This window comes from Aquisphaera insulae (genome assembly GCF_011064615.1).
In the GTDB taxonomy this organism is placed as follows: domain Bacteria; phylum Planctomycetota; class Planctomycetia; order Isosphaerales; family Isosphaeraceae; genus Aquisphaera; species Aquisphaera insulae.
In genome coordinates this window covers 110,213-130,924 of record NZ_JAALJH010000004.1, presented here as the reverse complement: position 1 = coordinate 130,924, position 20,712 = coordinate 110,213, and the positions used below count along the sequence as shown (strand labels likewise).

Below are 20,712 nucleotides of genomic sequence, written 5' to 3'. Positions count from 1 at the left end.
GGGTGGAACCCAGTCGGAATTGGGGGTGGTCGTGAGGCACGCGACGAGACCGACGTGGTTGCTGGGATGGACGGCCTGGCTCTTCCTGGTGTTACCGGCCCGGGCCGAGGACGGCGGTCGCGGGCTGGACGTCTACTTCATCGACGTGATGGGAGGCGCCGCCACCCTGATCGTCACGCCCGAGCGGGAGTCCGTGCTCATCGACTCCGGCTGGCCGGGGAACGAGGATCGCGATCCGAAGCGAATCGTCGCGGCTCTCAGGGCGGCCGGCTGCGAGCGACTCGACCACCTGGTGACGACCCACTGGCATGTCGACCATTTCGGCGGGGTCTCCGGGCTGAGCAAGCTCGTCGAGATCGGCCACTACTGGGACCGGGGCTTGCCCGAGGACCACGATCCCGCGATCGACTACCCGGAAGGGCCGTCGGAGAGAGACCCGCTCGGGGCCGCCTATCGCCGGGCCTCGATGGGCAAACGGACCGCCCTGAAGCCGGGGGACTCCCTGCCGCTTCGAGGCGAGACGAAGGCCGTGGTCCTTGCCGCGGGCGGCAGGGTTTTGCCCGCTGCTCCCGGTTCGGCGGCTAACCCGGCCTGCGCCGAGGCGCCTTCGCCGCAACCGACCGACAAGTCGGACAACGCGCGGAGCCTGGTCCTGCGGTTCAGGTTCGGGAAGTTCGACTTCCTCGATTGCGGCGACCTGACCTGGAACGTGGAGCAGGCGCTCGTCTGCCCGTCCGACCGGATCGGGCCGATCGATCTCTACCAGGTGACCCATCACGGGATGGACATCTCGAACAACCCCGCCCTGCTGAAGACGATCTCACCGACCGTGGCGATCATGAACAATGGGCCGAGGAAGGGAGGCTCCGCGGCGACGGTGGAACGACTCCGCGCGATCCCGACGATCCGCGCGGCCTACCAGCTCCACCGCAATGCCGGGACGAAGCCGGAGGAAAATGCACCGGCCGAGCTGATCGCCAATCGCGGCCAGGACGGGGGCGAGTTCATCCACGTCTCGGTACGCCCGGGCGGCGAGCGGTTCACGGTCCAGATCGGCGCCGCGGGCGCGACGCGCGAGTTCGAATCACGCTGACGACATCACCCGATCTCGGCCCGGAGCGGAGGGAACATCGACGATGCGACGAGGACTTGCATTCCTTGCCTGCGTGCTGATCGCCGGGGCGACCGGTGCGGCACCGGCGGCGGAGCCCGCCAAGGCCTCCGCCGCGCCGGCGGAAGGCCGGCCGATCTTCCCCTTCCCGATCCACCGGACGACGCTCGAGAATGGCCTGGGCGTCGTCTCGGTGCCCTTCGATTCGCCGGGGATCATCGCGTATTACACCGTGGTCCGCACCGGCTCGAGGAACGAGGTGGAGAAGGGCCTGTCCGGCTTCGCCCACTTCTTCGAACACATGATGTTCCGCGGGACCGAGAAATACCCGGCGGAGAAGTACAACGACGTCCTCAAGTCGTTGGGGGCGGATTCCAACGCGTTCACGACCGAGGACTGGACATGCTATCACATGACCGTTCCGGCCACGGCGCTGGCCACGGCCGTGGAGATCGAGGCCGATCGGTTCCGCAACCTGAAGTACGACCAGCCCTCCTTCCAGAAGGAGGCCCGGGCCGTGCTCGGCGAGTACAACAAGAGCGCCAGCTCCCCCTTCCTGAAGCTGGAAGAGGCCATGTCGGACACGGCCTTCACCCGGCATACGTACAAGCACACGACGATCGGATTCCTGGCCGACATCAAGGACATGCCCAATCAGTACGCCTACAGCAAGGTCTTCTTCGACCGCTGGTATCGGCCGGAGAACTGCACGATCGTCGTGGCGGGGGACGTGAAACACGACGCACTCCTGGCGCTGGTGAAGGCCGCCTACGGCTCCTGGGAGCGCGGCAAGGCGACGGTCGAGATCCCCGCGGAACCGCCCCAGGCGGAGCCCCGATCGGCGAAGCTGACCTGGCCGGTGCCCACGCTGCCGATCCTCTTCCTGGGATATCACATGCCGGCCGCCGACCCGCCGAGCCCGGACGTCCCCGCGCTCGGGGCGCTCGAGCAGGCGGTCTTCGGGGAGACGAGCCCCCTCTACCGAGACCTGGTGCTGAAGGAGCAGAAGGTCGTCACGCTGATGGCCGACTCGCAGGCCCGGCGGGATCCGGCGCTCTTCTCGATCCTGGCCCGCGTGCGGTCCTCCGACGACCTCCCGGCGGTGCGGTCGCGGATCGCCGGGGCGCTCAAGGCGGCGGCCGAGAGCCCCATCACCGGGGCCCGGCTCGATGCGGTCCAGTCTCACCTGCGCTACGCCTACGCCGGCTCGCTGAAGAGCCCGGACGCCGTGGCGCGGGCCGTCGGCGAGTCGATCGCGACGACCGGCCGGCCCGACGCCATGAACGACCTCTTTGCCGGCTACGAGCGGCTCACGCCCGCCGACCTCCAGCGCGTCGCGGCGAAGTACTTCGTCCCGACGAATGAGACGACGATCACCCTCGAGACGGAGAAGAAGCCATGACGCGGAGAAGCCGAATCGCCGCGGGGCTCTGCCTGGCCGGGCTCGCGGCCCTGGGCGCGGCCGCCCGTGCCGCCGGGCCGACGACGCGCGACGAGCCCGCGGCGGAGTCGCATTTCGTGCCCGCGCCCTCCAGCCCGCTGATGGCGTTTCGCCTCGTCGTGCACGTCGGCTCGAAGGACGACCCCGCGGGTAAGGAGGGGCTCGCGGCCCTCACGGCGGCGATGGTCGCCGAGGGGGGATCGAAGGCCCTCTCGCACGAGGAGATCCTGGAGAAGTTCTACCCGATGGCGGCCTCGCTGGACGGGGCCTGTCGCAAGGAGCTGACCGTCTTCCAGGGCACGATCCACGGGGACAACGCGAAGGCCTATGGGCCGATCGTCGGGGAGCTGATCGCCACGCCGAGGTTCGCGCCCGAGGATTTCGAGCGGCTCCGCAACGAAGCCCTCGATTACGTGACCAAGACCCTACGGGGCAACAACGACGAGGAGCTCGGCAAGTGGACGCTGCAATGCGACCTCTATGAAGGGCATCCCTACGGTCACCCCGATCTCGGGACGGTCGCGGGCCTCAGGTCGATCACGCTCGAGGACGTCAAGGAGTTTCATCGCAAGTATTACAACAAGAGCCGAATCTCCGTGGTCGCGGCCGGCGGCTCCGACGGCGCGGGGCTGGACGAGATCCGGCATCACCTCGATCGCCTCCGGGGCGAGCAGCCGGCGCCGACGGCCCTGCCCGTCCCGAAGTCACCGCAGGGCCTGGAGGTGACCATCGTCTCCAAGCCGGCGGAGGCGACGGCGATCTCGATCGGCTTCCCGATCGGCGTGACCCGGGCCGACGACGACTTCTACGCGCTCGCCGTCGCCAACTCCTTCCTGGGCGAGCACCGGACCTTCAACGGGAAGCTGATGCAGGATCTGCGGGGCAAGCGCGGGCTGAACTACGGGGACTACTCGTACATCGAGGACTTCATCCAGGAGGGGGGCAGCACCTTCCCCGTGCCGAATAACCCACGCCGGCAGCAGTACTTCTCCATGTGGGTCCGCCCGGTCCCGCGGGACAAGGCCGTCTTCGCGCTCCGCGCGGCGCTCTGGGAGCACCATCGGCTCGTCGAGAACGGGATGAGCCCGGCCGAGTTCGAGGCGACGAGATCATTCCTGCTGAACTACAGCAAGCTCTGGGTGCAGACGCTCTCGCGGCGGATCGGGTATCAGATCGACGGCGGATTCTACGGCAAGAAGGACCTCGTGACCGAGCTGGCGGAGCGGCTGCCGAAGCTCACCCTGGAGCAGGTCAACGCGGCCGTCCGCAGGCACCTGAAGCCCGCGGGAATGCGGATCGCCATCGTCGCCCAGAACGCCGAGGAGCTTCGCGACCTGCTGGTCGCGGGCACGCCGACGCCCATCGCCTACGACACGCAGGGGACCCCCGAGGAGATCCTGGGCGAGGACCGGACGATCGCCGCGTTCCCGCTCAAGGGCGTCAAGGTCCGGATCGTACCCGTGGACCAGATGTTCGAGAAGTGACGGACCGGTTTGTCCCGCGATCGTTCAAGCGGGGGCGCCCGCCGCGGCTCGTTTGCGGGGCTGCGGCTGGTGCTTCCAGCGGCGATGGAGCCAGAGATACTGGGAGGGATCCTGGCGGATCAGGCCCTCCAGGGCGGTCGTGTACCGCTGGGTGAGCAGGCGGGCGTCGTCGGCGGTTCCCTGGAACTCCTCGGGCTCGATGACGTCGGCGCAGCGGAGCTCGTACTTGAACCCCGGGCCGACGCGGCGGGCGACGCCGACGACCACCGGGGCCCGGTGCTCGATGGCGAGCAGCGCGATGGCCTTGTGCGTCGACGCGGGCCGGCCGAAGAACTCCACGAACAGCCCGCGCTGGCCGGCATCCTGGTCGGCCAGCATGGAGAGCGTCCGTCCGGACTGGAGCACCTCGAGGATCTGGTCGTATCCGCCGGACTTGGGGATGAGGCTCTGCCCCGTGCACTCGCGGAACGACTTCAGGTAAGCCTCCAGATAGGGATTGTCGAGCGTCCGGGCGACGGACGAGGTGGGGAAGCCGAAGAGCCCGAAGAGGTAGCCCGCGATCTCCCAGTTGCCGTAATGCCCGGTGAGCAGGATCAATGGCCCTCCGGTGATCAGCCGATCGAGGACCGGTTCGTGGCCGACCAGCCGGACGTGCTCTCGCCAGTTCGTGAGGTGCATCCGTCCGTAGGTATGGAGGATCTCCATGATCATCATGCAGAAATGACGATACACGCCGCGGACGATCTGATCTCTGCGGGTCTCGTCCAGGTCGTCGCCATAGGCGAGGCGGAGGTTCTCCAGGCCGACGACGCGATGTCGGACGTCGACCTTGTACATGATCCACGCGAGCAGCTCCGCGAGCCGATAGCAGACGCCGATCGGCAGGCAGCGGGCGGTGGTCACGACGGCTCGGACGGCCAGGTAGACGAGGTAGTCGAGCCAGGGGCGGTGTTTCTTGCGACGGGCCATGAGGTCACTCCGTTGACGACCGCATCATCCTGGTGATTCTCGCCGGTGCGACTTTCCCCCGGCATGGTTTGAAGGTTCGGGTCGACCGTCGCCTGTCAGTTCGGGTCGATGCCCAGTTCCCGGAGCTTGGCGGCGAGGAGCTCGGCGCGCCGGTCGGCGATCTCAGCTCGCCGGTCGGCGATCTCGGCGCGCCGGTCGGATTGTTCTTTCGCATCCGCGAGTTCGACGCTGGTCAGGAACCGCCTGCCGTCGGGCCCGAAGATCCTGAAGTACTCCGGAGCGGGGTGACATTCGAATCGGATATCCAGAAGGGGGCTCGTGAAGCCCTCCATCCGCGCGATGGGCTTGAGACCTCGCCCTTTCCTTTGCCATCCGGCGAGACGGCCGGTGTCGGGATCCAGGTCGTAGTACTCCCGGACACCGTGCCGGTCGTAGTAGTCGAATTTGGCGGCCATCTCGGCGTCGTCGTTGCTGGGAGAACGGACCTCGAAGACGACCTGAGGCGCGATGCCGCCTTCCTCCCATTGGCGATAGGAGCCGCGGTCTCCCTTGGGCCGGCCGAAGACGACCATGACGTCGGGCGCCGTGCGGGCCTGGTTGTTCCCCTTCTCCGCGTACCAGAAGAGGTCTCCGGCGATGAAGACGTCGTCCTTCTTGCGGTAGAGGATCTCGAGGTTCTCCTTGATGACGACGATCCACTTGAACTGGCGCGTGTTTTCCGCCATCGGCCGACCGTCGCTGTCGGGATAGACGACCTCGTTGAGCGGCTTCGGCAAGACGATCCTGCTCATGGCACCCTCGGCTCGCGGGAGGCTGGGCTCGATAAGCCCGTCCTCGTCGTCTCGATTCCAGTGTATCGGCTGCCGGCGATGCGTCCAGGGGAGGTTCGAGGTCGGGGCGGTGGGGGCAGCCGACGGGCCGACGGTCAGTCGTCAACCAATGGCAGGGCGATCGTGCGGCCTTCGCGGGCGGACTTGTAGACGGCGCGGATGATCTCCACGGACTTTCGCCCCTCGCGGCCATCCACCAGCGGGGCTCGGCCGTGGTCGATGGCGGCGAGAAAGTCAGCGAGCTGGTCCCGGTGGCCGGCGTGGTTGATGCCTCGGGGGTCGCTGGCGCCGGCCTTGTCGCCCGTGGCGCCGGCTATCGCCGCCAGGACCTCGTTGTCGCTGGGGACCTTCTCCTGGAACTCCCAGAGGGTGATGTCATCCTGCTCCACCCGGGCCGAGCCGCGATCGCCGTGGATCTCGGTCCGCTTGAGGAGCCCGGGATAGGCGCTCGTGGCCGCCTCGATGATCCCGAGGGCGCCGTTCCGGAACTGCACGGTCGCCACGGCCGTGTCCTCGACCTCGATCCGCTCGTGGGCCAGGGTCGCGGCCTGGGCGGCGATCGTGGCGACGTCGCCCATCAGCCAGAAGAGGAGATCGACGTTGTGGATCGCCTGATTCATCAGCGCCCCGCCGCCGTCCAGCGACCAGGTCCCGCGCCAGCCTCCGGAGTCGTAATACTCCTGGGTTCGCCACCACTTCACGTGAGTGTCGCCCAGGGTCAGGCGTCCGAAGCGGCCGAGGTCGATGGCCTCCTTGAGCCGGCGGTTGGCGGGCGAGAAACGAGAGGGGAAGATCGTGCAGAGTCGGACGCCCGCCGCATCGCAGGCGTCGATGATCGCGTCGCATCTGGGGAGTGTGATCTCCAGCGGCTTCTCGACGACGACGTGCTTGCCGGCGCGGGCGGCTCGGACGGCCGGCTCCATGTGGGCGCCGCTCGGCGTGCAAATGCAGACGACGTCCAGGCCCGGTGTCGCGAGCATGGCGTCCAGGTCGTCGAAGGTCTGACAGTGGCCGCCGGCCATCGCCGCGATCTTCTCCGCGTTCACCCGCGACCGGCTGTAGGCGGCGACCACGCGCGCGCCCGGCAAGTCGCAGATCGCGCGGGTGTGGAACTCCGCGATCATCCCGCAGCCGACGATCCCGAAGCCATGCTGGACCATGTATGCCTCCGCCTGCTCGCCGCCGGTCACTCCCACGATCCGGCGATCTCGGACCGGCCGGACACCCGAATTTGCCGATTCTAGGGCCACGTCCGCGACCGGGCAAGGTGGCCGGAACGTGAATCGCTGGATACGATAAGCTCGTATGCAGGGCCAATTTCCGGTAGCGAGAGTCGTCTCATGGATCGCATCACCCTCGGATCAGTCCTTTTCGCGGCCGTCGAGACGTTCGTCCTGTTGTGGTTCATCGGCATGCTCGCGAGTTGGGCCTGGGCGATCGGGAGGCTCTGGACGCGTCGACCGATCCTCGAGGATCGGAAGGAGCCCTTCCCTCGCCCCGCACCCTGGGGTTTTCTCAGCGTGGTGGCGGTTTGCCTGCTCTACGTCCTCCTCGGTTCGACCGTGAAACGAGTGTACGAGGGGTCGACCGACCCCGCGGCCGCGGCCGCGACGAAGGAGCCTTTTGGGGGCGTGGATGTGCTCGCGCCGGTGGCCATCGTGAGCGGCCTGACGGTCCTCCTGGCGCCGGTCCTGCTCCGGCTGACCTGCGGGGCGAACTGGTCCGACCTGGGGCTAGCCGGGAACGATTGGGGCCGCCAGGTGAGGCTCGGTATCGTCGGGGGCCTGATGGCGACTCCCGGCGTCCTGGCGATCCAGGCGCTGGCCGTCCGGATCTGGTCGCCCCAAAAGCATCCGGTTGAGGAGATGCTCATGGGCGAGCTGACCGTCGGGTCCGCGGCGCTCGCCCTGGTCTCCACCATGATCCTCGCTCCGATGGTCGAGGAGATCCTCTTTCGCGGAATCCTCCAGCGTTGGCTGATCAAGGTCTCGACCGCAGGCGGCCCCTCGAGCGAGATCGACGCGCGCCGGGACCCGATGGTCGACGACGCGGACGTACCCTCGCAAGGTCCCTGGGAACTCGAGGAGGCCGACGCCCCGGGCCTCCCTGCCGCGTCGGACGTCCCCCCCATTCCTGGGGAAACACTCGTGGAACCTGCGGACGTGAGCACGCCGCCCGCGGCGGCCGGCCCGGAGGATCGGGTGGGGATCTGGATGGGGATCGTCCTCACCTCGGTCGTCTTCGCCTCGCTGCACTGGCTGCAGTGGCCGGCGCCGATCGCGATCTTCCTGCTGTCGCTCGCCCTGGGGGTCGTCTATCAGAAGACGGGTCACCTCCTGACGGTGATCGCGATGCATGGAACGTTCAATGGCTTCAGCACCATGGTCATGTTGCTACAGGCTCTCCAGCCTCATGGAGCTCCTGCGCTCAAGGGGATTCCGAAAACGGCCTTTATTGGCTGTTTTTCCTGGGTGTGCGAATGGTTGTTGGGGATTTAAGGCTTATTATAAGATGATAAGGCATGGCCGGCGTCCGTGATACGGATGGCAGGACTGGGCTCGAGGGCCTCATTCGGGTTCCGTTCGGCGTTCGCCATTGCGGGGCTCGGGGACCCGGTCGGTTGCTCCAGGCGAGTGGGTCGTGAGGCCGCGGCTGTTGCAAGTCGTGCAATTCGCGGGCGGAGCCGCTTTTTTTCTAGACGACCCTGGGGAGGACTGATAGAGTTACCGGGGTAGAGGCGGGGCAACAAGAAAAAGCCGAATCACCGGGGTATGAGGGCGACTCCTCCGGTTATGCGGGGCTGGTTTCTTCGATTGATCCGTCAAACCGTGACGATCAGGGTCAACAATAGCGTGTCCCTTGTCCGATGTGATAGGGACATCACTGGTTTCCGAAGGCTTGACGGCCACTGCGAGGCGTGGCCAGGGACATAATCCTAGAGGTTTGTTCCGCAAGTGACTTCGAAGTCCGGTCGTCGTTGTACCTCCCGGGGCGCGTTGATCCCCGGTGGAGCTGATCGAAGCCAGGATGGCGCTGCCGGCGGGAATTCGGGTTCCTTTCCGGCTCGATGGATTGTGGAGCGTTGACCTATCCTCAAGAGGTCGCGTTTCTGCTCGTGGGAGTTCTTGTCGATGAGTGAACCGAAATCCAAGAAGAACGCACCTTTGCATGGCGGATTCGAATGGGCTGGGGCCGTGGCTCGGGTGCGTCGAGGGGGCAAGTCGACGCGTGCTGGCCGTCGCGCCGCGCTGCTGGGCATGCTGACGGCGAGCTACGCGAATTCCACCCGCGGTGGTCGGGCCAGTGAACGGTCGGGCTCTGACCGTTGAGTCGTTTTCCGAATGAACCTCGAACCTTGTCGATCTCCCCGCACCTCTCATTCCCTGGGGCTGGATCGAACCTGAGCGACCAAGAAATTCCGAACCCCTCCCGATCTCGGTCGAGGAGGCGGTTCGGTTTTTTTTCGCGCAATTCGATGATGAAATCCACGTGAAGATCGATCTGCTTTGAGGAGAAGGCCGTGAAGATTGGTGGTCCTCGGTCGGCGGGAACGTTCGTCGTCCTCCTCGCCGCCGTGCTCGCAGGCTGCGCCGGAGAGTCCCCCAATGAGCCTCCCGGCGTGGGTGCCGGGCCGGAAACCGGCCCTCCACCGCGGCCGGCCTCCCGGCTCCATGAGATCATGGTGAAGATCGGTGGTCGAGATCCTCAGGCCCTCCAGGGCTCTCTGGTCGCCGACCTCAAACAAGGTGAGCCGGCCTGGGATGCGATCCAGACGAAGGCCAAGGAATATGCACGGCTGGCCGGAGAGTCCGGTGGCCAGCAACCACCACGCGGCTCGAAAGAGTCCTGGGAGAAGTTGACCAAGACGTTCGCGGACGATGCCGCCGCGCTGGAGAAGGCCGCGCAGGCAAAGGACAGGGCGAACACCCAGGCTGCGCTCGACGCCCTCGGGAACTCGTGCATGGCCTGTCACCGAGAGCATCGTATGATGGGTCCTCCCGGCGGGCCTCGCCCTGGTGGTCCCGGCGGCCCCGGTGGTCCTGGTGGAGGTCCTCCTCCCGGCGGTCCCGGTGGAGGTCCTCCTCCCGGTGGCCCTGGTGGAGGCCCTCCTCCCGGTGGTCCGGGAGCACCGCCTGCGAACGGGACGGCGGGCCGCTGATCGATCTCGAGACGACGCTGAGCAGGACATCACGCGTGGAATACAGGATGAAAGCGATGACAAGTCCATCGGGCAAGCTGATTGCGTTCCTGGTCATCGCCATCCTGGCACAGGTCGAAGCGAGGGCTGGTGACGGTGGCTCTCCTTCCGTCCGGCGTTCCGGGATCACGGCCGACGGGATCGATCCGGCGGTCAGGCCCCAGGATGACTTCTTCCGTCACGTCAATGGGGGCTGGATCGGGCGGACCGAGATCCCGGCGGACCGTTCGATGTACGGGTCCTTCGTGCAGCTCCTGGAGAAGAGCGAGGCCGATCTCCGCTCGATCATCGAGGATGCCGCGAAGGCCAATGCACCGGAGGGATCCGAGACGCGGAAGATCGGCGACCTCTTCGCCAGCTTCGCGGACGAGGCGCGGGCAGACGCCCTCGGGATCGAGCCCATCAAGGCGGACCTCGCCGCCATCGACGCCATCAAGGATCGGGCCGAGTTGCTCGGCCTGATCGCGAAGCTTCAGAGGGAAGGAGTCGGCGGGTTCATTGGAGTCTCGGTCCGCACCGACGACAAGCAGTCCGACCGCTACATCGTGAACCTATCCCAGAGCGGGATCAGCCTTCCGGACGAATCATACTATCGCGATCCGAAGTTCAAGCCGATCCGCGAGAAGTTCGTCCACCACGTCGAGGCGATGTTGCGGCTGGCAGGGGTCGCGGACCCGAAGGAAGCAGCGGCCGAGGTCATGGCGCTGGAGACCGAGCTGGCTTCGCACCACTGGGACCGGGTCAAGACCCGCGATCGGACCCTCACGTACAACAAGAAACATCGCAAGGACCTGGCGGCGCTGGCCCCGGCGATCGACTGGTCGGAGTGGTTGAGGAACGCGGGGGCGCCCGAGAATCTGGTCGAGGAGGTCATCGTCCGACAGCCGGACTACCTGACGGCGGCCTCGTCGGTGCTCGAGAAGGGCTCCTTGGATCGGTGGAAGACCTGGCTGAAGTGGCAGCTCATCCACGACGCCGCCCCCTATCTCAGCAAGGCGTTCGTCGACGAGAACTTCAACTTCAGCGGACGCGTGCTCACCGGGGCGCCGGAGAACCGCCCGCGGTGGAAGCGCGGGGTCGCGCTGGTTGGCACGGCGATGGGAGAGGCCGTGGGGAAGAGCTACGTCGCCCGCCACTTCCCTCCCGAGGCCAAGGAGCGGATGAAGAAGCTCGTCGAGAACCTGATCGAGGCCTATCGCGAGGATATCACCCGGCTCGAATGGATGGGCCCCGAGACGCGCCAGAAGGCCCTGGACAAGCTCGCCAAGTTTCGGCCCAAGATCGGCTATCCGGATCGATGGCGAGACTACTCGGCGCTGGAGATCAGGAAGGATGATCTCGTGGGCAACGTCCGTCGCGCGGCGGCCTTCGAGACCGCGCGGAATTTCGCCAAGCTGGGCAAGCCGGTGGACCGCGACGAATGGATGATGACCCCTCAGACGGTGAATGCCTATTACAGCTCGGGGATGAATGAGATCGTCTTCCCCGCCGCGATCCTCCAGCCACCGTTTTTCAATCTCGAGGCCGACGACGCGGTGAACTACGGCGGCATCGGGGCGGTGATCGGCCACGAGATCGGCCACGGGTTCGACGACCAGGGCTCGAAGTCCGACGGCGACGGCAACATGGTGAGCTGGTGGACGGACGCCGATCGCAAGCAGTTCGAGGAGCGGACGAAGAAGCTCATCGCCCAGTACAACGAGTTCGAGCCCGCCCAGTTGCCCGGGCAGAAGGTGAACGGCGCCCTGACGATCGGCGAGAACATCGGCGACCTGGGCGGCCTGTCCATCGCCCATCAGGCGTATCGCAGGTCGCTGAACGGCAAGGACGCACCGGTCATCGACGGCCTGACCGGGGACCAGCGGTTCTTCACGGGCTGGGCCCAGGTCTGGCGTGCCAAGTTCCGCGACGCCGAGCTGGCCCGGCGGCTCGCCACCGATCCCCACTCGCCGGCCGAATTCCGCTGCAACGGCGTCCTTCGCAACCTGCCGGAGTTCTACTCGACCTTCGGCGTGAAGGAAGGGGACAAGCTCTGGCTGCCGGCCGACCGTCGCGTCAAGATCTGGTGACACCCCGCGAGGCCGATGTTCCGAACATGCTCCACGACGACCACCCCGCGCCCTTCCCTTTCCTCACGGAATTCCGCTATGGGGAACGGATCCTGACCGTCAGCCGCGGCAATCCGACGCCCCCGGGCGCGATCCTCATGCCCAACGGGGTGAACTTCGCCCTGATCTGCCGCCACGGGACGGCCGTCCGGTTGGTCCTGTCGGAGCCCTGCGACGGCAAGACCCTCGCCGAAATCCCGCTCGATGACCGGTACAATCGCACGGGCGACCACTGGCACATCCGGGTGAGCGGCCTTCCCGAGGAGTTCTGCTACGGATACCGGATCGAGGGGCCCGAGGGGAACGGCCATCGCTTCGACGCCAGCAAGATCCTCCTCGATCCCTACGCCCGCGCCCTCTCCTGCGGCCGGGCCTGGGGAGAGGGCGGCGACCCGCCGAGGCGGAGCCTGCTCAACGAGGCGATGATGGAGCGTGAAGGGGTCCTGAACCCGCGGATCCCGCTCGAGGATACGATCATCTACGAGCTGCACGTCCGCGGTTTCACGATCGACCCGACGTCCGGCGTCCGCCATCCGGGCACCTACGCCGGGCTCGCGGAGAAGATCGATTACCTGGAGTGGCTCGGCATCACGGCCGTGGAGCTGCTCCCGGTCGACGAGTTCGACGAGAACGACTGCCCCTTCGTCAACCCGTTCACCGGCGAGTCGCTGAAGAATTACTGGGGATACAATCCGATCTCCTTCGGCGCGCCCAAGTCCGCCTATGCCATCAGCCCCGAACGGTCCGAGCCCTGGGATGAGTTCTGCGGCATGGTGGACGCCTTCCACCGACGCGGCATCGAGGTGATCCTCGACATCGTCTTCAACCATACCGCGGAAGGGGGAGATGACGGGGATACCTACAACTTCCGCGGGCTCGATAACTCGCTCTACTACATGCTCGACGGCCGGGGCCGATATCTGAATTACTCCGGCTGCGGGAACACGTTCAACAGCGACCACCCGGTCGTCCGCGATTACATCGTCTCGTGCCTGCGCAACTGGGTGGCGGAGGCCGGGGTGGACGGCTTCCGCTTCGACCTGGCCTCGGTCTTCGGCCGCGACCGGCGAGGAAACGTGGTCGTCAACCCGCCGGCCGTGAATCGGATCTCGGAGGACTCTCTCCTCTATGGAACGAAGCTGATCGCCGAGCCCTGGGACGCCGCCGGCCTCTACCAGGTGGGCACGTTCCCCGGCGGGGATCGCTGGGCGGACTGGAACGGACGCTACCGCGACGACGTCCGCCGCTTCTGGCGCGGCGAATCCGGCATGACCTCGGCGCTGGCGACCCGCATCTGCGGCAGCGACGACCTCTTCACCGGCCGCGGCCCGCTCCATTCGATCAACTTCATCTGCTGCCACGACGGGTTCAGCCTGCACGACCTGGTCTCTTACAACCTCAAGCACAACGAGGCCAACGGCGAGGGGAATCGGGACGGCAACGACGCAAACTTCAGTTGGAACTGCGGGGTCGAGGGGCCGACGGAAGACGCCGAAGTGCTCGCACTCCGCGCCCGGCAAGTGCGGAATCTGATGGCGACGCTCCTCGTTTCCCAGGGTGTGCCGATGATCCTGGGGGGAGACGAATTCCTCCGCAGTCAGGGCGGCAACAACAACGCATGGTGCCAGGACAACCGGACGAGCTGGATCGACTGGATGCTCCGCGAACGCAACTCGGGCTTCCTCCGCTTCGTTCAGAAAATGATCGCGTTCCGGAAAGCCCACCCTTGCCTCCGGAGACGGTCGTTCTTCAAGGGCGGGGCGGGCGGGAGCCCTCCGGAGATCCTCTGGCACGGGACCGAGCCCGCCCATCCGGATTTCTCCGAGGCCAGCCGGGCGATCGCCTTTGCCCTCGACGGCCGGCGCTGCGATCGCCCGGGCGTCGTGGACCAGGATGTCTACGTGGCGATGAACGGGGGGGACCTGCCCCTTTCTTTCCGGATCCCGGCTTCCCCTTCCGGACGTGCCTGGCGCCGGGCCGTCGACACGTCGCTCGAACCGCCGCACGACATCGAGGACCCCGGATGCGGTCCGATCGTCCTCGTCGGTCAGGTCCATGAGGTGCCCCATCGGGCCATGCTCATCCTCGTGTCCGAGCCGTGAGCCGCCCGCGCCGAGGCCGTTTCAGAGCTCGAATTCCAGGCGGCCCTCCCGATCGAAGGGGATCTCCAGGCGGCGTTCCTCGTCCCAGGCGACCCCGGCGTGCAGGGCCATGCGAATCACCGGATTTCCGGGTTCCGATTCCAGGCAAAGCCGGCTCGAAGTCAGGGCGGAGAAGACCCTGGCCGCCGAGATCTCGCCGGCCTCCTCGTAAACCATGCGCTCGTCTTCCGGAAGCTGCCGGAGATCGCGTCGAAGGTCCTCGATGAGGTACGACCGTAGCTTGTCGCGGACGGGCGGCCAGCGCCGACGAAGCTCGTCCCAGGCGTCACAAAGGGCCCTGAGGGCCTGATCGGCGACCAGCTCGGAGGGACGTTGTCGGAAATGACCGCGACGGAAAACGAGTCCCATGGACGTGCCGTCGCATTCGAGACCAGCCGGTGCTTCCCATCGGATGGACATGGAAAAGTTGTCATATGCCACGTCATGAGAGCCGATGGCCGCGAGCCGCCTGGCCAGTTCCTCGTCATGAGTGGCCCTCGGGTGGAAGGGGGCCGGGTTCTCGGCCCGGAAGCGTTCAACCTCTTCGATCCAGGCCGCGACCTCGGGGGTTCGATCCTCTTCAGCGCCTTCACGGTAGCGATCGTAATCCTCCAGGACTTTTCGGACCTTCGTGTTGAGGCGAGGTGATTCCGGGGCCTCTCGAGAGGCGGTGATCTTGAGGTCCTCCAGCCGAGCCCTGAGGATGGCAATCTCGGATCGCTGACGCTTGAGCCAGCCCAGCCGCCTGATTCGCCTGGCCCTCTGTTCGGCTGAGACTTGGGGATCGAATCCGACAGACCGGCGAGGGTCGCCATGGCGGGCGGCGTCGGCCGCGAGGTCGTCCTGATGAGCGATGCAGTACGCTTCCAGGAGCCGCCCGACCTCCTCCCGCGTCTCCGCCCCCGCGGGGGCATTCGGCGGGGGGAGAAGGCCGGACGGCGGCGGGTCCCCCAGGACGTGCGAGGCGCCGGCAAGAATGCCCGTACGCAGATCCTGGATCATCGCGTGAACTTCCGGGGAGTCGTAATCCCCGGACGCGATCATCATCCGGGCCACGTCGAACGGCGAAGGCGATCCTGTCGTCCCCTTCAGGGCGTTCACGACGCCGGTCGCGCCGATCGCGTCCAGCGCCCGCAACGTGTGGTGCACCTGAAGACCGACATGGCCGAATACGAATGTTCGCCGCCAGAATGCGGGGTCGATGCCACGCTCGTTCTCGTCGAGGAACCTGAGGACGACGAGCACGCACGCCCCCGCCTCGGAGAGCTGCTCGTGGAGGAGTCGGAACGTCTCCCCCGCGCTCTCGCCGCCCAAGGCGACGCCGGAATGGAACCACCACTCGCCGTAGTCAGCCGCATCCCGGAAGTAGGGTGGCATCGGCCTGGCTCCTCCTCCATCGATCATCCCTGTCCATCATGAGACGAGGGATCGAGCGGAAGCAACCGGGAGCAGCGATCAAGCCGCGGCGCGCAGAAAAGGGCTTGCCGAGTCTTGAGAAGACGGCAAGCCCAGCTCCCCGACAAGGACTCGAACCTTGAACCTAGCGGTTAACAGCCGCTCGCTCTACCGATTGAGCTATCGGGGAATGACTGTATAGAGTCTAGCGGCCGGTCACGTCCGACTCAAGGGCAATTGGGAGCAGAGGGTGGCCGCACGGCCACGCGGGTCGAACAAGCTCGATTGCTCCTCGCTGGGGACCTGCTCGCGGCGAGAGGACTCGCCGCGAGCAGGTCCCCGGATGCCCATGCGTGTGATCAGTCGCGGGCGTGTGCGAGCTTCTCGTGGTGCTCGATGGCCTTCTCGAGAAGGCCGACGATGAGGGCGTTCAGGGAGGCCTTGTCCTCCTTGGCCCAGCTCGCGAGTTGCTCGTGGAGGACGGGTGGCATGCGAATCTGGAAATGAACAACAGTCTCAGGCATCGTGGAGACTCCTCGATGGCGGTGAAGATTGCCCGAACCGCACTCGCACCTCGGGCGGTGACCCCAGTTTCCGGATGGCATTTCAGGGAGAAAGGGGCATGCATTTCATTGTACCCTAATCTCCACGGCGGCTTTTAATATTTTCCCTCGGATGCTAGTGTTCGAGTTATCGTGAGATCCTGGAGGCCGAGGTCGGCGGGGTCTGCGAGGCGGCCGGGCCGGGGAACGGCACGGCACTCGCGCCGAGCCCTCGACATCAGAGATCTCACCCGTCATCACTCCCGTTCATGCATTTTCGCGGCCGAATACTCGGGTTCCGTGCTTATCTAATCGCAATTCGAGGATTCATGCGACAGTTCCCTCACATGTCGAAACCCGCAAGTGGCGATGTCGTGCCGCCGCGGGCAGACTCCTCAACCAGTTGGGAGCGAGCATGTCTTTATGAGTAATTCCAGTGGGTTGCCCCTCGTGCCGGCCGAGGATCCGGAGCCGCACGCCGCCCTGGCGCGGCAATTCGTCGAGCACTGGGGGATGATGGCGCGGGCCTGGGGCATCAATCCCACCATGGGAGAGCTGTTCGCCCTGCTCTATATCACCGGCTCGGACTGGACGGCGGAGGAGCTGAGAGATCGTCTCCGGATCTCTCGGGGAAATGTGAGCATGAACCTGCGCGAGCTGATGGCCTGGGGGGTCGTCCGGCGGATCCACAGGCAGGGAGAGCGGCGCGAGCTCTACCGGGCCGAGGGAGACGTCTGGACGCTCTTCCGCCGGATCCTCAAGGAACGCAAGCGGCGCGAGCTGGAGCCGACGCTCAACGTGCTGGACGAGATCTGCCGGAAGGCCGCCGTCGAGCCCTCGCTCGCCGACGTCAAGGGCCGGGTGGAGTCGCTCCGCCACTTCTTCGGGCTCATCGATGCACTGGCCGTGCGGCTCCTCGGCCTCGAATCCGCGGAGACCGAGGAGCTCGCGGAATTCCTCGCCGGCGACGGACTCGAATAGGTCGCAGGTCACGAATCGGACCGACAATTCCGATCTCCCCTTTCCGATTTCCGGCTCCCGCATAGAACAGCCTCGTTGCGCCTTGCCGGCCCGTTCGAGACCCGGCGGCAAGGCCAAGGTACGACCTGGCGGGTGTTCGCGCAATCTTGGGCGGAAGGCGTGGATAACTCACCTCGGAGGTGGGATCCCTCAGGACGTGGTGCCGGCGCGGGACCGATCCTGCCGCGAGGCATGGATCGGTCCCCGTCGCGTCTACGGGTTCTGCTTGGCCCCTGTGACGCACCCGACCCCCCGGATTCTCGCCCCAGTCAGTCAATCGCCCAAGCACACTCCCGACCAAAGCCCACTTGCCTGCGCTCTCCCCTTCCGTGTACGACACCTTCCGGCCCAGGAGTCGTGTCGAGGTCCGTCGAGCGGGAGTGCGTCCATGAGTGAGTCATTGCCGGAGCGTTATTACCCGGGTTTGGAAGGCGTGATCTCCAGCGAGACGGCCATCTCCAACATCGTGGAGCGAGAGGGCGCCGGGGTGCTGGAGTATCGAGGCTACCGGATCGAGGACCTCGCGTCCCGCGTCGGGTACGAACAGGCGGCCTTCCTGCTGCTTCACGGCGACCTGCCGAACCGCGATCAGCTCCGGGACTTCGACGATCGGCTCCGGGCGTCCCGAAGCCTGCCCGATCCCCTCGTTCGAATCCTCGGCGAGATCCCGGCGGCGGCCTGCCCGATGGATGTCCTGCGGACGTCGGTCAGCATCCTGGCCCACTATGATCCCGACCAGTCCGCGGCGGCGACGGATCACGCGGCCAACGTCCGCAAGGCGGAACGACTCATCGCGCGGATGGCGACGGCCGTGGCCTGCCGCGAACGACTGGCCGCCGGGCAGGAGCCGGTCCCGCCCGACGATCGGCTCGGGCACGCGGCCAACTTCCTCAGGATGGTCTCCGGCAAGGTCCCGTCGGAGAAGGTGCGGCGGGCCTTCGACGGCTCCCTGGTGCTCTACGCCGAACACGAGCTGAACGCCTCCACCTTCGCGGCGAGGGTCACGGTCTCCACCCTCTCCGACCTGCATTCCGGCATCGTCGCCGCGGTCGGGACACTCAAGGGGACGCTCCACGGCGGGGCCAACGAAGAGGCCTGGAAGCTCGTCGAGGCCGTCGGCTCGCCCGATCGCGCCGAGGCGTGGATCCAGGACGCGCTGGCCCGGCACGAGCGGGTGATGGGATTCGGCCATCGGGTCTACAAGAAATCGGACCCCCGCGCGGCCATCCTGAAGGCGTATTGTCGTGAGATCGCGGCCGAGATCGGCGACGATTCCTGGGAGCGGATCGCCGAGCCGATCGAGCGTGCGGTCGTGGGCCAGAAGGGGCTGCCGCCCAATGTGGACTGGCCGAGCGCCCGGCTCTATCACTACATGGGGCTGCCGCTCCGGCTGTACACTCCGATCTTCGCGATGGCCCGGGTCGCGGGCTGGTCGGCTCACGTGATCGAGCAGATCGACCACAATCGATTGCTTCGACCGCGTGGCCGCTACATCGGCCCGACTCACCGTCAGATCCGCGAGGTCGACGATCGCTGATCCGGCGGGATCGGAAACGAGAGAGCCCCGCGGGGGACCGCGGGGCTCTCTCGTTGAGGCATTCCGGCGAGGCGAATTACTTGGGCTCGTCGGCCTTGGGCTCGTCGGCCTTGGGCTCGTCGGCCTTGGGCTCGTCGGCCTTGGGGGCAGCCTTGGCCGGCTCGGTGGGTTTCCGGGCTTCGGTGATTCGCCTCAGCGCCGGGGTGTTGACGGCCTCCGTCCGGCCGACGACCGGCGTCCCCATCTCGTAGCCGAGATAGGGCAGGAGTCGGCTGAGGGGCATGGGGCGGATGCCGTCGTTACGGCATTCCTGGATGATCTTGCCGTACCGCTTCTGGAATTCGGACGCGGCGGCGTCGGCGGCCGCGCTCTTCTTGGTGAACACCTCACGCAGCGGGTTACGGTCGTCGATCACATACCAGTCGATGCTCGCGGAGAGTTTCCCCGACTCCTTGGTGCCGGTCTCCGGCGGCGGCAGGTCGAACTCGACGACCCCGCCGGACTCCTCGATCATCCGCTTCAGGTCCTGGCGGTCGTCGACCCCGTCGCGATTGACGTCGACCTTGCCGATCAGGGCGAACCGGATCGGCGTCTCCGGCGACCAGGCGGCCGAGTAGACGATATCGCCGACGCGGAGCGGCTCGATCGTGCTGACGGTGTGAGTGATCCGGCCCACGCTGTAGGTGTCGCCGACCTGGATGAGCTCGATGTTCCCCTTCGGCTTCTCGGTCGGTACTCCCGGCGAACCGGCGGCGAAGATGGTCATCTTCATCTGGGGGCGGGCACCCTGCTTCCGGGTGACGTTGACGTGGACTTCCCGGCGCTCATGATCGACGTACGTGATGTAGCCGTCGGGCTTGTCCAGGACATTCTCCTTCAGGCCCAGCCGATCCCGCATGTCCTTGATGATGGCCATGTCCAGCTCGTGCCGGCGATCGGTCTCTTCTTTCAGTTGGCGAAGCGCGGTGTCCTTGTTGGCGATCTCGGTCGCCTTGTTGTTGTTGTCGGTCTGGAGCTGGTCCACTTTCGTCAGCAGCTCGCCGCGCGACTGGTCGTGCTTGTTGTGCTCGTCCTCCAGGTCCTTCTTGCTGTCGGCCGCGGCCTTGGCCTGGGCGTCGATCTCGGTCTTGGCGATGCTGGTGGAGGACTCCAGCCCCTTGCGGATGCTGGCGTAATTCGTCGACATCTCCGCATTCAGGAGACTGATGCTCTCCAGCAGCTCGAGCAGCCGGTCCACCGTCGAGACGAAGTTCTTGTTCGGCTCGCTCTGGAACGAATTGATGACCTGCTGGACGCGGCCCTGGATGGCCGTGAGCTCATTGGCGTCCGCCCCGGCCTGCTGGGCCTTCTGGATGGCGGCGTTGGTGGCATTGGCCAGCGCGGAGACGCGGTCATTCGCCTTCTTGAATGCGGCCGTGAGTTCGGCCTTGGCCGGGTCGAAGTCCTGGGCCTTGGCTCCCGCCAACACCAGGATCTCGTTGGACTGGGTCGTGGCGATGCCGGCTTCCTTCTTCGCCGTGGCGACCTTCTCTCGCTCGGCCTCGAGCTGGCCCTCGGAGCGGGAGTAGGCCGAGTAGAGGAAATACGACGTGACGGCCATGATGACCATGAGCGTGATAGATGCCGCGACGGCGATCTTCAGCCCTTGTGAATCGTTCGATGCGGCCATGAATCGAGACTCCCTGCGAGCGGAGCGGTAGCGGCGTGAGGATGCGGACCGCCGGTTTGGAGATAATATGTCACACGGGAAGGGGGACGCCGCGTCGTCCTCCGGAAATCCGACCCGCCCCCTGCCCGGCGAGGCCGATCATCCTGCGCTGACGGCGCGATCATTAGGATTGTAAAACTCGCGACCGCGAAAGACAAACGGGTCCGACATCCGTCAGGATATCCGGTCGCGACGACTCTCGCGGCGGGAGGCGGTCCCTCGCCGCCT

Annotated in this window: 15 protein-coding genes and 1 tRNA gene; 9 read left to right on the top strand and 7 right to left on the bottom strand. The window is 66.3% G+C overall.

Features of this window, described 5'->3' with window-relative positions; all coding sequences use genetic code 11:
- The first annotated feature begins 58 nt into the window (after positions 1 to 58).
- From G6O54_RS03955 to G6O54_RS03945, 3 genes are read left to right on the top strand one after another with little or no spacing between them, the layout of a single operon-like run.
- Positions 59 to 1,093, top strand: a complete 1,035-nt coding sequence (locus G6O54_RS03955; protein WP_250846709.1) for a ComEC/Rec2 family competence protein — start codon at positions 59 to 61, stop codon at positions 1,091 to 1,093.
- A 43-nt stretch (positions 1,094 to 1,136) separates the two neighbouring features.
- Positions 1,137 to 2,513 carry a M16 family metallopeptidase gene (locus tag G6O54_RS03950; protein WP_165220335.1) on the top strand — a complete coding sequence of 459 codons (1,377 nt, stop codon included), beginning with the start codon at positions 1,137 to 1,139 and terminating at the stop codon, positions 2,511 to 2,513.
- A complete protein-coding gene (locus G6O54_RS03945; protein WP_165220332.1) occupies positions 2,510 to 4,036 on the top strand; it encodes a M16 family metallopeptidase in 1,527 nt (508 codons plus the stop codon). Before G6O54_RS03950 ends, G6O54_RS03945 begins: the two co-directional genes overlap by 4 nt.
- A gap of 24 nt (positions 4,037 to 4,060) precedes the next feature.
- On the opposite strand, the gene G6O54_RS03940 is transcribed toward G6O54_RS03945, so the two are convergent.
- From G6O54_RS03940 to G6O54_RS03930, 3 genes are all read right to left on the bottom strand, one after another.
- The gene (locus G6O54_RS03940; RefSeq protein ID WP_165220329.1) at positions 4,061 to 5,005 is read right to left on the bottom strand and encodes a lysophospholipid acyltransferase family protein; all 945 of its coding nucleotides are present in this window, start codon (positions 5,003 to 5,005) and stop codon (positions 4,061 to 4,063) included.
- Positions 5,006 to 5,100: 95 nt separating this feature from the next.
- Complete coding sequence (locus tag G6O54_RS03935; RefSeq protein WP_165220327.1) at positions 5,101 to 5,796, bottom strand: Uma2 family endonuclease; 696 nt, start codon at positions 5,794 to 5,796, stop codon at positions 5,101 to 5,103.
- Between the two features lie 134 nt (positions 5,797 to 5,930).
- The gene (locus tag G6O54_RS03930) at positions 5,931 to 6,995 is read right to left on the bottom strand and encodes a Gfo/Idh/MocA family protein (protein WP_165220672.1); all 1,065 of its coding nucleotides are present in this window, start codon (positions 6,993 to 6,995) and stop codon (positions 5,931 to 5,933) included.
- Positions 6,996 to 7,175: 180 nt separating this feature from the next.
- Here G6O54_RS03930 and G6O54_RS03925 point away from each other — a divergent pair, with 180 nt between their 5' ends.
- From G6O54_RS03925 to G6O54_RS03910, 4 genes are all read left to right on the top strand, one after another.
- On the top strand, positions 7,176 to 8,333 hold the full coding sequence (locus G6O54_RS03925; protein WP_165220325.1) for a CPBP family intramembrane glutamic endopeptidase: 1,158 nt from the start codon (positions 7,176 to 7,178) through the stop codon (positions 8,331 to 8,333).
- A 1,181-nt stretch (positions 8,334 to 9,514) separates the two neighbouring features.
- A complete protein-coding gene (locus tag G6O54_RS38700; protein WP_369432123.1) occupies positions 9,515 to 9,994 on the top strand; it encodes a cytochrome c in 480 nt (159 codons plus the stop codon).
- Between the two features lie 56 nt (positions 9,995 to 10,050).
- Complete coding sequence (locus G6O54_RS03915; RefSeq protein WP_165220323.1) at positions 10,051 to 12,102, top strand: M13 family metallopeptidase; 2,052 nt, start codon at positions 10,051 to 10,053, stop codon at positions 12,100 to 12,102.
- Between the two features lie 26 nt (positions 12,103 to 12,128).
- Complete coding sequence (locus G6O54_RS03910; protein WP_165220321.1) at positions 12,129 to 14,243, top strand: glycogen debranching protein; 2,115 nt, start codon at positions 12,129 to 12,131, stop codon at positions 14,241 to 14,243.
- 21 nt (positions 14,244 to 14,264) lie between these two features.
- Here the strand turns inward: G6O54_RS03910 and G6O54_RS03905 are convergent, their stop codons facing one another.
- The 3 genes from G6O54_RS03905 to G6O54_RS03895 all read right to left on the bottom strand — a co-directional run bounded on the left by G6O54_RS03905 (position 14,265) and on the right by G6O54_RS03895 (position 16,201).
- On the bottom strand, positions 14,265 to 15,659 hold the full coding sequence (locus tag G6O54_RS03905; RefSeq protein WP_165220319.1) for a hypothetical protein: 1,395 nt from the start codon (positions 15,657 to 15,659) through the stop codon (positions 14,265 to 14,267).
- A 135-nt stretch (positions 15,660 to 15,794) separates the two neighbouring features.
- Positions 15,795 to 15,867, bottom strand: a tRNA-Asn gene (locus G6O54_RS03900).
- Positions 15,868 to 16,036: 169 nt separating this feature from the next.
- Entirely contained in the window at positions 16,037 to 16,201 is a 165-nt protein-coding gene (locus G6O54_RS03895; protein ID WP_165220317.1) for a type II toxin-antitoxin system antitoxin, read from the bottom strand.
- A 441-nt stretch (positions 16,202 to 16,642) separates the two neighbouring features.
- Here G6O54_RS03895 and G6O54_RS03890 point away from each other — a divergent pair, with 441 nt between their 5' ends.
- Positions 16,643 to 17,200 carry a GbsR/MarR family transcriptional regulator gene (locus tag G6O54_RS03890; protein ID WP_250846707.1) on the top strand — a complete coding sequence of 186 codons (558 nt, stop codon included), beginning with the start codon at positions 16,643 to 16,645 and terminating at the stop codon, positions 17,198 to 17,200.
- A 427-nt stretch (positions 17,201 to 17,627) separates the two neighbouring features.
- Positions 17,628 to 18,776: a citrate/2-methylcitrate synthase gene (locus G6O54_RS03885; protein WP_165220315.1), complete on the top strand. Its 1,149-nt coding sequence runs from the start codon at positions 17,628 to 17,630 to the stop codon at positions 18,774 to 18,776.
- 76 nt (positions 18,777 to 18,852) lie between these two features.
- Here G6O54_RS03885 and G6O54_RS37265 read toward each other — a convergent pair whose 3' ends face one another.
- On the bottom strand, positions 18,853 to 20,445 hold the full coding sequence (locus G6O54_RS37265) for a hypothetical protein (protein WP_205678665.1): 1,593 nt from the start codon (positions 20,443 to 20,445) through the stop codon (positions 18,853 to 18,855).
- Positions 20,446 to 20,712 lie beyond the last annotated feature (267 nt).